We start from the raw sequence: 11,586 nt of genomic DNA on the forward strand, positions 1-11,586 counted from the left end.
GGCGCGGCTCAGGAAGCCCGCGCCCGGATGATGTTGCGCATCGCCGCATCGGCCACCGCCGCAGGCGTGATGCCGAATTCGCGGTACAGCACCTCGGCCGGCGCCGAGGCGCCGAAGCCGTGCATGCCGACGAACTCGCCGGCATCGCCGAGCCAGCGCGCCCAGTCGCCCTCGATCGCGGCCTCCACGCCGATGCGCGGCACGTGGCCGAGCACCGCGGCGCGATACTCTGCCGACTGCTCGCGAAACAACTCGAAGCACGGCGCCGACACCACCGCCGCCTGGACGCCCTCGGCCGCCAGCAGCTTGGCCGCCTCCAGCGCGATGGCCACCTCCGAGCCGGTCGCAATCAAAGTTACGTCGCGACCGGCCTCGGGCTCGATGACCACGTAAGCGCCGAGCGCTACCTTGTTGTGATCCGATGCCTCGGTGCGGAAGGCCGGCAGGGCTTGCCGAGACAGGCACAGCACCGACGGCGAGGTCTCCGCGCGCAGCGCGCAGTCCCAGGCTTCCGCCGTCTCGACGGCGTCGGCCGGGCGGAATACCAGGAGGTTCGGAATGGCGCGCAAGCTCGCGACATGCTCGACCGGCTGATGCGTCGGGCCGTCCTCACCGAGGCCGATGGAATCGTGGGTCATCACGTGGATAACGCGGATGCCCATCAGCGCGGCCAGGCGAATCGCCGGCCGGCTGTAGTCGGCGAACGCGAGGAAGGTGCCGCCATAGGGAATGAAGCCGCCATGCAGCGCGATGCCGTTCATGGCCGCAGCCATCGCGTGCTCGCGCACACCATAGTGGACGTAGTTGCCATCCATTGCGGCCGGCGTGACGGATTTGTGCGTCTTTGCCTTGGTCAGGTTGGAATGCGTCAGGTCCGCCGAGCCGCCGAGCAGATTTGGCAGCACTGTCGCAATGACATCGATGACGTTCTGCGAGGCCTGGCGGGTAGCGATCTTCGGCCGCTCGGCCGTGAGCTGCGCGATGAACTGCGCCATGCGCTCGGTATAGGCGGCCGGCAGCTTCTTGTTCAGCGCGTCATGGCACGGCGATCGGTCCGCGGTGCACAGCTTGCGCGCACGCTCCTTCCAGGCCTGGCGCACGCTGCGGCCGCGCGCGCCGATCTCGCGCCAGCTCACCAACACATCGGCTGGCACCTCGAACGGACGGTGCGGCCAGTGCAGTGCCGCGCGGGTCTTCTCGACCTCCTCCGGCCCGAGCGGCGCGCCATGCGCCTTCTCCGAGCCCTGCCGTCCGGGTGAGCCGAAGCCGATCGTCGTCCGGCACGCAATCATGCTCGGGCGGTTGCTCTGCCGCGCCGCCGCGATAGCAGCCTCGATGGCTTCGGGATCATGGCCGTCAATGCGGGACGTCGCCCAGCCCGACGCCGCGAAGCGTGCGAGCTGATCGTCGGAGCAGGCAAGACCCGTCGAGCCGTCGATCGAGATGCCGTTGTCGTCGAACAGCACGATCAAGCGATTCAGCTTGAGATGGCCCGCGAGGGAGATCGCCTCGTGGCTGATGCCCTCCATCAGGCAGCCGTCGCCGGCGATCACGTAGGTGTAGTGATCGACCAGATCGTCGCCATAGCGCGCGTTCATCAGGCGCTCGGCGAGCGCCATGCCGACCGCCGTCGCGATGCCCTGCCCGAGCGGACCGGTGGTGGTCTCGACACCAGGCGTGTGGCCATACTCAGGATGCCCCGGCGTCTTGGCGCCCCATTGCCGGAACCGCTTCAGCTCATCGATCGTGACGGCCTCGTAGCCAGTCAGATGCAGCAGCGCATAGAGCAGCATCGAGCCGTGTCCGGCCGACAGCACGAAACGGTCGCGATCGGGCCACGCCGGATCGGCGGGATCGAATTTCATGAAGCGTGAGAAAAGGACGGTTGCCACGTCGGCCATGCCCATCGGCATGCCCGGATGACCCGATTTCGCCTTTTCGACGGCGTCGATGGCCAGGAAGCGGATGGCATTCGCCATCTCGGCATGGCTGGGATCGGCTTTCGGAGCCAGCGTTTGCACGGCGGTGGCGGTCATAGCGTGCGCCTCTTTCGGTCCATCAGTTGCATGATCATGGGGGTGAGAATGAGCTGCATCGCGAGATCGAGCTTGGCGCCGTGGATCACGATCGAATTGGCGCGCGACATGAAGCTCTGCGGAATCATCGAGAGCAGATAGGGGAAGTCGATGCCGCGCGGGTTCTTCAGCCGGATCACGACCATCGATTCATCGGGCGTCGGGATCCAGCGGGCGACGAACGGGTTCGAGGTGTCGACCGTCGGCACGCGCTGGAAGTTGATGTCGGTCTCGGAGAACTGCGGGATGATGTAGTTCACGTAGTCCGGCATGCGGCGCAGGATCGTGTCGGTGACCGCTTCGGTGGTGTAGCCGCGCGACGCGCGGTCGCGGTGCAGCTTCTGGATCCACTCCAGGTTCATCACTGGAACAACGCCGATCTTCAGATCGGCGTGCTGCGCGATGTTGACCTTGTCCGTGACAACGGCGCCGTGCAGGCCTTCGTAGAACAGCAGATCGGAGTCCTCCGGCAGCCGGCTCCACTCGGTGAAGTTGCCGGGCCTTGTGTCGTAAAGCCGCGCCTCCTCCTCATCGTGGACGTAGTGGCGCGTCATGCCGGTGCCAGTCTCGGAATAATCGCGAAAGGTCTTCTCGAGCTCCTCGAACAGATTGGTGTCGGGGCTGAAATGGCTGAAGTGCTTATTGCCGATCTCGGCCTCCTCGACCATCTTGCGGCGCATCTCCTCGCGATTGTAGCGATGGAAGGCGTCGCCCTCGATATAGGCCGCCTTGACGTTCTCGCGGCGGAAGATGTTCTCGAAGGTCTTCTTGACGGACGTGGTGCCGGCGCCCGACGAGCCGGTGATCGAGATGATGGGATGACGACGTGACATGAACTTTCTCCGGAAGGCGCGTTCGACAGGCGGGCTCAGCGGAACAGGCCGCGCCGCGCGAACAGGGGCGCATCGCTGGTTTCGAACAGCGGCTCGATGCCCTCATGCAGCTGGTCGACGTCGCGGACAAGGCGGACGTCGCCCATGATCAGCGGCGCACGCTGATGCGGCGAGCGCGCCGACAGTTCGAGGATGCGCGAACGGCCGCTCGAGGCCGAGCCGCCAGCCCATTCCATGATCAGCGCCATCGGATGCGCTTCGTAGACCAGCCGCAGCCGGCCCTCGCGATAGCCGGGGCGGGAGTCGGCCGGATAGAGGAACACGCCGCCGCGCATCAGGATACGATAGGCCTCGGCGACCAGCGAGGCGATCCAGCGCATGTTGAAGTCGCGGCCGCGCGGGCCGGCCGCGCCCGACAGGCATTCGTCGACATAGTTGCGCACGGTCCCGCTCCAGTGCCGGCGGTTCGACGCGTTGATGGCGAACTCCGGCGTATCCTGCGGGATGCGGATGCCGGACTTGGCGAGCATGAACTCGTGCAAGGTCGGATGCAGGACGTAGAGATCGACGCGATGGTCGATGGCGAGCACCAGGCAGGTCTGCGGTCCATAGACAAAGAAGCCGGCGGCAAGCTGTGCCGTGCCGGGCTCGAAAAAGCTGGAGAGCACGTCGCGGCCCCGCGGGCGGATCGAGAAGATGGTGCCGACGGAGATGTTGTTCTGCAGGTTCGACGAGCCGTCGAGCGGGTCGATCGCCACGCAAAGTGGGGCAGCAGCATTGACCGTTTCCGGCCGGTCGACCTCCTCGGACAGGATGCCAGCGACCGGAGCCCGGCGCAGCGCATCCCGCATCAGATTGTCGGCGACGATGTCGAGCGCCTTCTGGACGTCGCCGTCGGCGTTCACGGTGGCGGCGCCTTCGTCGACGCCGGACAGCGGCGCGACCGCGATCTGCCGCGCGAGTTCGCGCGCCGCCCCGGCCAGAGCCTCGATGACCGCGGCGCAATCGGCGTCGGCACCCTGCGCCGCCAGATGTGCCTGCAATGTCTGATGTTGATCGATTTGGTGATTCATGGGCCACTCCCTCGCCATCAGCTCCTCTGCCGGGAACTTGATGAAGCCGCACGAATGCGTCGTGCCGCGCTGCTATCAACACTCGATTTGCCTAATTAGGGAAATTTCATTATCTTTGGATAGACCAAAGTTTTCCTTATACTGGCGATCTCATCGAGGGTTCCATGAGCCGGCACTTCTCTCGCGATCTCACCATCCGCCAGCTTCGGGCGCTGGCTGCCGTGCAAAACTCGGGTTCGGTGACGTCTGCGGCCGGCCGTTTGAACCTCACTCAGCCTGCCGTGACCCTGCAGATTCGCAATCTTCAGGAACTCGCCGGGCTGCCGCTGATCCAGCGCACCACCGACGGCATGATCCTGACCGAGGCCGGCCGCAGCGTCCTGGCACTCGCCGAGCGCGTCGAAGCCGCCCTGCAGGACTGCGAGCAGGCGCTCGACATTCTGGCGGGACGCAGCGGCGGCCGCGTGGCGATCGGCGCGGTCAGCACCGCGAAGTATTTCGTGCCGTTTGCGATCGCGGAATTTTCGCGGCGCTTCCCCAAGATCGACGTCACCTTGCGGATCGGCAACCGCGACAGCCTGCGCGAGGCGCTGCGCGGCTATGATCTCGACATCGCCATCATGGGCCGGCCACCGGCCGACGTTCCCGTGGATATGCGGCCGTTCGGCAAGCACCCGCACATCATCATCGCCCCAGCCAACCACCGGCTGGCGCGCCGCAAGCGGATCGCGGCCGAGGATCTCGCCGGCGAGGTGTTCATCACCCGGGAGCCGGGATCGGGCACCCGGCTGCTGATGGAGACATTCTTCGAGAAGCATGGTCTGAAGCCGAAGACCAGCATGGAGATGGACAGCAACGAGACCATCAAGCAGGCCGTGATCGCCGGCCTCGGCATCGCCTTCATCTCGCAGCACACCGTCGCCCATGAGCTCGGCGAGGGGCGGCTGGTGACGTTGAAGGTCGCGGGATTGCCGATCATCCGCCAGTGGCACGCGGTGCGGCGCGCCGACAAGCTGCTGCTGCCGCCGGCGCAGGCGATGCTGGACTTCCTCGGCAAGGAAGGAGCGCGGTTTCTGCCGAGCTGAGCGCGACAACCGATGCCATTGCGGTGTCGCGTCTCGCATGGCGCCGTCTCACCAGCCGATCTCGAACCGGCAGGCCTCGTCACCCCGGGCTTCGCAGGCGATCTCGCGCGCATGGGCGTCGGAATGCACGAGCGTTGCGAACAGCGTCTCGAACGTCCCAGCGTAGAAGTCGCAGATGGCGTGATCGCCGTGATGGCCGCGGCACAGCGGACAATGGCTGATCTGGTAGATGGTGGGCCGGCCCGGGCGTGCGGTGAAGGTGCCGGTCCCGGCAAACGTCCAGGCATGCGCGGATATCGCCCGCGTCAGCGCGCGGCTCGCGAGCCGGGCCGGCAGCAGCCGGAGCACGCGCTGCGCCGCGGAGGGGATGCGATGCGCGAGCAGATAGGCCGCCGTCAGCCGCCCTGCCCTGGTGCTGACGGCGCGCGCAGCATCGTCATCGATCTCGGTCCGAAGCGCACGATGGAGCCGCGTGACCTCGGCTTCGTCGACCATCGCCGCCGGAGGCGTCGCGAGATAGGTGTCGAGCCGCGCGGCCGCGAATACGCGGCGCGCCGGCTCCTCGCCGTGCAGCAGACGCAAGGCCTCCGCGATCTGGATGATCGCGTTGGGACCGATGCGGCCGGCGATGTAGCCTTCAGCAACGCCGTCCTGATGGTCAGGCGCGGCGTCAGCGCGCGGCAGCTGAGTGTGCCGGGCGCGCGTGCCGTGCATCTCAATGCACCCTCGTCTCGGCCTCTTCGCTCATCTGCCCGGCGCCGCCGCCACAGGCCATCACCTGCGCCTGCTGCGATCCGCTCAGCTTGCGATTATGGCTCGTCTTCCATTCGATCTTGCCGGGATCGGCGCGCCTGCGCGACGTATCGAAGCCGAAATCGACCTTGCCCTTGGACTGCGGCCCCCAGTAATTGACGCGGCCAAGATCGTAGAATTTCCGCTCGAAGCCCGACTTCAGGAACGCCTTGAGGCAGCCGAGCAGATAGCGGCGGCGCGCGCCGGAGCCGGCCCACGGATAGGAGAACAGCGCCTTGTGCATGTAGAAGCGGCGATAGTTGTTCATGACGCCGTCGAGCAGCTCGCCGCGGTCCATCGCGTCCGGCTTCATGATCGGGGTGACGAAATTGTACTTCTCGTAGTCGAAGATCTCGACCTTGTCGCCGAGGTCGCGGAACAGATCGGAGAACGGCCAGGGCGTGTACATCGCCCAGTTGGCGAGATCCGGCTTCCAGTCGCGCGCCATCTGGTAGGTCTCTTCCAGGGTCTCGCGGGTCTCGTTCTCCAGCCCGACGATGAACTGCGCCTCGACGACGATGCCGGCGTCGCGCAAGAGCTGGATCGCCTTCTTGTTCTGCGCGACCGTGGTCTCCTTGTTGAAGCGGTCGAGCTTCATCTGCGCCGCGGCTTCCGTCCCCAGCGAGACGTGGATCAGGCCGGCCTTGCGATACAACGGCAGCAGCGCCTCGTCGCGCAGGATGTCGGTAACGCGGGTGTTGATACCCCAGAGGATCTTGAGGTCGCGGCGGATCAGCTCCTCGCAGAAGGCGACGAATTTCTTCTTGTTGATGGTCGGCTCCTCGTCGGCGAGGATGAAGAATCCGACATCGTGCTCGCGCATCAATGTCTCGATCTCATCGACCACCTTCTTGGGGTCGCGGATGCGATAGTCGCGCCAGAACTTCCATTGCGAGCAGAAGCTGCAGGTGAACGGGCAGCCGCGCGCCATGTTGGGGATGGCGACCCGCTTGTTCATCGGGATGTAGATGTACTTGCTCCATTCGAGCACGCTCCAATCCGGCGTGATCGCATCGAGGTTCTTCACCGTCGGCGCCGCCACCGTCGCCACGACCTCGCTGCCGTCGCGATAGGCGATGCCCTTGATGCTGCGGCGGTCCGTCGCCCATCGGCCGTCCTTGCGGGCGCGCATCAGGTCGACGATGATCTCCTCGCCCTCGCCGCGCACGATGGCGTCGATCCACGGCGCCTCGGTCAGCACCTGCTGATACATGAAGGTGGCGTGGATGCCGCCGAGTACCGTCAGCGCATCCGGGTGCTCCTCCCGAGCGATCTCCAGAAGACGCTCGGCCTTGTAGATGGAGGGCGTGATCGCGGTGCACCCGATCACGTCAGGCTTTTCGCTGCGCAGGATGGCGCGGACCTGATCCTCGGAGAGATCGTTGGTCATCGCGTCGATGAAGCGGAGGTCGGTATAGCCCGCGGTCTTCAGCGCGCCGCAGATATAGGCCGCCCAGGCGGGCGGCCAGTTGCCGGCGATCTCGGCGCCGCCGGAGTGATAATTCGGATGCAGCAACAAGATCCGCACGGCGTTCTCCCCGATTATCAGTTCGTCTATCTATCTTAACGTCAAGATATATTGACAACTTGATCTGGCTCAAACGCCGCGCGAAGAGCGTCACCTCACGCCGCTTGGGCGAGACCCATCTCGGCCCAGATCTCCGAGAGTGCCGCAACGAGATGCTCGATATCCGCATCGGAATGATAGGGCGACGGCGTGATGCGCAGCCGTTCGGTGCCGCGCGGCACCGTCGGATAGTTGATCGGCTGCACATAGATGCCGTAGCGGTCGAGCAGGATGTCGCTGATCCGCTTGCACAGCACAGGATCCCGCACCATCACCGGCACGATATGGCTGGGATTGCCGAGATGGCTGACGCCGGCCTCGTCGAGCCGGCGGCGCAGCCGAGCGACGCGGTCCTGGTGCCGGGCGCGCTCGGCATTGCTGGCCTTCAGATGCCGGATGCTGGTCAGCGCGCCCGCGGCGACCGCCGGCGGCAGCGAGCTGGAGAAGATGAAGCCGGAGGCAAAGCTGCGGACGAAGTCGCAGACCGTGTTGGAGGCCGTGATATAGCCGCCGATCACGCCGAACGCCTTGGCCAGGGTACCCTCGATCACGGTCAGGCGATCGGCCACGCCGTCGCGCTCCGAGATGCCGCCGCCGCGCGGACCGTACAGGCCGACGGCGTGGACCTCGTCGAGATAGGTCATGGCGTTGAACTCGTCGGCGACGTCGCAGACGTCCGAGATCGGCGAGATGTCACCGTCCATCGAATAGACGCTCTCGAACGCGATCAGCTTCGGCGCCTTGGGATCGAGATCCGACAGCTTGTCGCGGAGATCGGCGACGTCGTTGTGGCGCCAGATCCGGGTGTCGCAGCGGCTGTGGCGGATGCCCTCGATCATCGAGGCGTGGTTCAATTCGTCGGACAGGATCACGCAGCCGGGCATGCGCGCAGCCAAGGTCGACAGCGAGGTCCAGTTCGAGACATAGCCGGAGTTGAACAAGAGCGCAGCCTGCTTACCGTGGAGATCGGCGAGCTCCTCCTCCAGAAGGACATGATAGTGGTTGGTGCCGCTGATGTTGCGGGTGCCGCCGGCGCCGGCACCGCAGCGGTCGAGCGCCTCGTGCATCACCTCCAGAACCTTGGGGTGCTGGCCCATGCCGAGATAGTCGTTGGAGCACCACACCGCCACATCGCGCTCGCCATGGGGGCCACGATAGGTCGCACGCGGGAAGGCGCCGGCCTTGCGCTCGAGGTCGGCGAATACGCGATAGCGTCCTTCGCGCCTGAGACCGTCGAGCTGGCGGCGGAAATAGTCTTCGTAGTTCATGGTACTCCCCCCTGTGCTGTCGTGTTCGGATCGACCGGCGGCGTGACCGGCACTGCGGCCAGTCCGGTGATGGTTTGCGCCTGCGCGTCAGCGCGGGCCTGGCGATAGGCCTGGCGGAATTGCTCTTCGAGCCGCTGCCGTGCTGCGGCTGCTGCACTCTTCTGAACAGAGACGGGACGCTCGGCCTGCGGCGCAGGAGAGACTACCGCGAGCACCGGCCGGACCAAAGGCGTCGCGGGCACTGGTGCGGGAGCGGCAGCCACGACCGCCATCGCTGGCACGGCAGGCTCGACTGGCGCGCTCCAGCGCCACAGATTGATCACCGGCATCGGCAGCGCCATGAAGCCATGCTCGAGCAGGCCGAGCGCGATCAACGATGCGAGCAGTGACAGCGCGGCGCCGTCGAACGATGACGTTGCGCCGATCGCGGCAGCGGCGACCATCACGGTCGCGGTGGTCGCCGCGGCAATCGAGAACGGAAACAACAGGTTGGTGGACTTCTTGGCAAAATAGCTGCGCATGAAGCGGACCTGCTGCGGCAGCAGCTCGTCGTTCAGGGTGCGCACGCCAAGGAACAAATTGATCTTCGCGCTTTGCCGCAGCACCAGCAGTGCCGCGAAGGTCCACCAGCTCAGCCGGTTCGGCGCGCCCGATGTCACCGCGAAGACGAGGCCCGCGGTCGCGATCAGCGCCAACTCGTGATAGGCGATCGCCTGCAGCGCGAAACAGACGCGCGAGGCCGGCGTGCAGTTCCGCGGGCACGACTCGGGCCGCGGGCCGGTGATCCAGCCGGCGAGCAGCGACATCTCGACCGTGCCCCACAGGAGAATGGCGCAGGTGAAGGCGCAATAGGCGTTGGCATCCTCCGCCGCCTGGCTCGACACCGCGACGCCCGACAGGGCCGCGACGAACGCCGCGGCCGTGCCCCATTTGAACGCGGCCGGATGGCGGGCGGCGAGCCTGACCAGCACCAGCACGGCGCCGGTCGAGAACCACCAGACGAACACGACGTAGGGAATGGCAATCGCGGTCGCGCCCATGGCCGGCTCCTTGTCACCAGGCGGGTTGCAGCCTGATCTCCCGTGGCAGCTCGTTGCTCTTGGCCGGCAGCATGTACAGCCGGCCAAAGGTCAGCGCCGCCTTGAGCGGCAGCACAGCGCGCTTCAGCGTGCCCATGATGCCCCCCTGTGCCTTGGCATCGGCAATCGCCTCCGACACCTGGCGCAATTGCTTCAAGCCGGCCCAGAAGCGCGGATTGTCGATGTCCAGCATGACCGGAAAGACCTGGCGCGAGATCTCCGAGGTGATCCGGAACACGCGCATGTCGTACTCGTCCACCGGCATGCCGAGCGCCTCGTAGAAGGCGGGGCGCATGTGGTCGCGGACATGCATCGTGGCGAACACCGCGAGCAGGAAGAACTTGATCCACAGCTTGTTGAGGCCGCTGAGCAGCTTCGGATCGGCGCGCATCAGAAGCGCGAACGCCTCGCCGTGGCGGAACTCGTCGTTGCACCACCTCTCGAACCACTTGAAGATCGGGTGGAACTGGCGCTCGGGATTCCGCTCCATCTGGCGATAGATGGTGATGTAGCGGGCATAGCCGATCTTCTCGGAGAGATAGGTCGCGTAGAAGATGAACTTCGGCTTGAAGTAGGTGTATTTCTTCGTCTTGGTGAGGAAGCTGAGGTCGACGCCGATGCCGTGATCCTTGAGGATCTCGTTGATGAAGCCGGCATGGCGCGCCTCGTCGCGGCTCATGAACTGGAACAGCTCGCGGATGTCGGGATTGGTGATCCGCTTCTTGATCTCGGCATAGAGCACGCAGCCGGAGAACTCGGCGGTCAAGGACGACACCAGGAAGTCCTTGAACTCCACGCGAAGCGCCTCGGGCAGCTCGTTCAGATCCTTCTCGAATTCCGGCGTGCGCACGAAGTGCTTGCGGTTGTGGTCGGCGCGCAGCTCGGCCATGACCGCATCCCATTCGCGGCGCACCAGGTCGACGTTGAGCCGGTCCATCGCCGCAAAGTCGGTGGTGTAGAAGCGCGGCGTGAGGATCGTGTCCTCCAATGCCATCTTGGTGGAGATGTTGCCGCTTCCGCCTTCCATCGCGATCATCTGACCCTCCCGTCCGAAAAGCTGACGTCGTACAATTCCGTGAGCTCGAGATAGCCCGCGACATGCATCATCAGGCGCTTCAAGGGACCTGCCCGCACCACCGTGGCGGTGCGGCGCAGGTTGAGCTGCTCGCCGAACTTCACCACGATCGGCGCGCCCTGGATCAGCACTTCGTCGCCCGGACGAATGTTGACGTCGCGGTCGAGCGTGACATGGGCATGCAAGGTCTCGGAGGTCTGCTCGATCTCGATGCTGCAGCCGATCTCGAAGCGGCGCGGCCCGGCGGCCCATAATCCTCTCATCGCGGCTCTCCCATCGCCATCAATCCCGTGAACCGGCGCATGTTGTCGGCGCCGAACGGCGCGAGATCGATCCGCCGGCCGGTGGCGGGATCGTCCAGTGTCAGATGGCCGTCGGACCAGCGGTTGATCGTGAACGCCGGGCCCGATCCGATCGCGTGACGCTGGCGGTCGAAGGCCATGCTGCGCAGCACGGTGCGCAGGAAGCCATCGCCGCCGGCCTCGACCACGGTCACGAGCTTGCCGCTGTCGGGCGACACCACCGCAATGCCGCCATCGGCACGGTCCTCGAACCGCAGCGCCGTCGACTGCACCGCCATGACGTGGTCGTTGCGCACCGTGCCGATACCCGTGACCCGGCCGACGCCGGCCGCGAGCAGGGCAAAGGCGACCAGCGCGAAGGCCGCGCGGAGCGCGCCCTTCGGAATGATGATCTCGGCTTCGGCATGGCTATCGGCGTTGCTCATCGCGCCCTCCTC

At 65.7% G+C, this 11,586-nt stretch carries 11 protein-coding genes; 1 reads left to right on the forward strand and 10 read right to left on the reverse strand.

The genetic code is table 11. The annotated features are described in order from the left end of the window. Positions 1-8: 8 nt before the first annotated feature. The 3 genes from tkt to QX073_RS23935 are packed head-to-tail and all read right to left on the reverse strand — an operon-like array spanning position 9 to position 3,999. The gene (tkt, locus tag QX073_RS23925; RefSeq protein WP_316201202.1) at positions 9-2,036 is read right to left on the reverse strand and encodes a transketolase; all 2,028 of its coding nucleotides are present in this window, start codon (positions 2,034-2,036) and stop codon (positions 9-11) included. Further along, the gene (locus tag QX073_RS23930) at positions 2,033-2,908 is read right to left on the reverse strand and encodes a phosphoribulokinase (protein ID WP_315714337.1); all 876 of its coding nucleotides are present in this window, start codon (positions 2,906-2,908) and stop codon (positions 2,033-2,035) included. The genes tkt and QX073_RS23930 overlap by 4 nt, the downstream gene beginning before the upstream one ends. Positions 2,909-2,943: 35 nt before the next feature. Beyond that, positions 2,944-3,999 carry a class 1 fructose-bisphosphatase gene (locus tag QX073_RS23935; RefSeq protein WP_316186770.1) on the reverse strand — a complete coding sequence of 352 codons (1,056 nt, stop codon included), beginning with the start codon at positions 3,997-3,999 and terminating at the stop codon, positions 2,944-2,946. Between the two features lie 146 nt (positions 4,000-4,145). Between QX073_RS23935 and QX073_RS23940 the strand changes: the two genes are divergently transcribed. Then, complete coding sequence (locus QX073_RS23940; protein WP_316186769.1) at positions 4,146-5,066, forward strand: LysR family transcriptional regulator; 921 nt, start codon at positions 4,146-4,148, stop codon at positions 5,064-5,066. Between the two features lie 48 nt (positions 5,067-5,114). Here QX073_RS23940 and bchJ read toward each other — a convergent pair whose 3' ends face one another. The 7 genes from bchJ to puhC all read right to left on the reverse strand — a co-directional run bounded on the left by bchJ (position 5,115) and on the right by puhC (position 11,574). Then, positions 5,115-5,780, reverse strand: a complete 666-nt coding sequence (bchJ, locus tag QX073_RS23945) for a bacteriochlorophyll 4-vinyl reductase (RefSeq protein ID WP_316226473.1) — start codon at positions 5,778-5,780, stop codon at positions 5,115-5,117. A 1-nt stretch (position 5,781) separates the two neighbouring features. Beyond that, entirely contained in the window at positions 5,782-7,386 is a 1,605-nt protein-coding gene (bchE, locus tag QX073_RS23950; RefSeq protein ID WP_316226474.1) for a magnesium-protoporphyrin IX monomethyl ester anaerobic oxidative cyclase, read from the reverse strand. A 95-nt stretch (positions 7,387-7,481) separates the two neighbouring features. Continuing rightward, positions 7,482-8,693, reverse strand: coding sequence for a 5-aminolevulinate synthase (gene hemA, locus QX073_RS23955; protein WP_316226475.1), 1,212 nt, complete (start codon positions 8,691-8,693; stop codon positions 7,482-7,484). After that, positions 8,690-9,733: a putative photosynthetic complex assembly protein PuhE gene (gene puhE / locus QX073_RS23960; RefSeq protein WP_316226476.1), complete on the reverse strand. Its 1,044-nt coding sequence runs from the start codon at positions 9,731-9,733 to the stop codon at positions 8,690-8,692. Before puhE ends, hemA begins: the two co-directional genes overlap by 4 nt. Positions 9,734-9,746: 13 nt before the next feature. Next, positions 9,747-10,808 (reverse strand): magnesium-protoporphyrin IX monomethyl ester (oxidative) cyclase, encoded by a 1,062-nt coding sequence (gene acsF, locus QX073_RS23965; RefSeq protein ID WP_316200719.1) that lies wholly within the window; start codon positions 10,806-10,808, stop codon positions 9,747-9,749. Next, the gene (locus tag QX073_RS23970; protein ID WP_316226477.1) at positions 10,805-11,110 is read right to left on the reverse strand and encodes a hypothetical protein; all 306 of its coding nucleotides are present in this window, start codon (positions 11,108-11,110) and stop codon (positions 10,805-10,807) included. The genes acsF and QX073_RS23970 overlap by 4 nt, the downstream gene beginning before the upstream one ends. Further along, the gene (gene puhC / locus QX073_RS23975) at positions 11,107-11,574 is read right to left on the reverse strand and encodes a photosynthetic complex assembly protein PuhC (protein WP_316226478.1); all 468 of its coding nucleotides are present in this window, start codon (positions 11,572-11,574) and stop codon (positions 11,107-11,109) included. The genes QX073_RS23970 and puhC overlap by 4 nt, the downstream gene beginning before the upstream one ends. Positions 11,575-11,586 lie beyond the last annotated feature (12 nt).

Origin of the sequence: Bradyrhizobium sp. SZCCHNS3052, assembly GCF_032484495.1 — a bacterium.
In the GTDB taxonomy this organism is placed as follows: domain Bacteria; phylum Pseudomonadota; class Alphaproteobacteria; order Rhizobiales; family Xanthobacteraceae; genus Bradyrhizobium.

Excerpts from the sequence above, each read along its gene's own strand:
- bchJ (WP_316226473.1), bottom strand. The coding sequence starts at position 5,780 with ATGCACGGCACGCGCGCCCGGCACACTCAGCTGCCGCGCGCTGACGCC.
- acsF (WP_316200719.1), bottom strand. The coding sequence starts at position 10,808 with ATGATCGCGATGGAAGGCGGAAGCGGCAACATCTCCACCAAGATGGCA.
- tkt (WP_316201202.1), bottom strand. The coding sequence starts at position 2,036 with ATGACCGCCACCGCCGTGCAAACGCTGGCTCCGAAAGCCGATCCCAGC.
- QX073_RS23940 (WP_316186769.1), top strand. The coding sequence starts at position 4,146 with ATGAGCCGGCACTTCTCTCGCGATCTCACCATCCGCCAGCTTCGGGCG.
- hemA (WP_316226475.1), bottom strand. The coding sequence starts at position 8,693 with ATGAACTACGAAGACTATTTCCGCCGCCAGCTCGACGGTCTCAGGCGC.
- QX073_RS23935 (WP_316186770.1), bottom strand. The coding sequence starts at position 3,999 with ATGGCGAGGGAGTGGCCCATGAATCACCAAATCGATCAACATCAGACA.
- QX073_RS23930 (WP_315714337.1), bottom strand. The coding sequence starts at position 2,908 with ATGTCACGTCGTCATCCCATCATCTCGATCACCGGCTCGTCGGGCGCC.
- QX073_RS23970 (WP_316226477.1), bottom strand. The coding sequence starts at position 11,110 with ATGAGAGGATTATGGGCCGCCGGGCCGCGCCGCTTCGAGATCGGCTGC.
- puhC (WP_316226478.1), bottom strand. The coding sequence starts at position 11,574 with ATGAGCAACGCCGATAGCCATGCCGAAGCCGAGATCATCATTCCGAAG.
- puhE (WP_316226476.1), bottom strand. The coding sequence starts at position 9,733 with ATGGGCGCGACCGCGATTGCCATTCCCTACGTCGTGTTCGTCTGGTGG.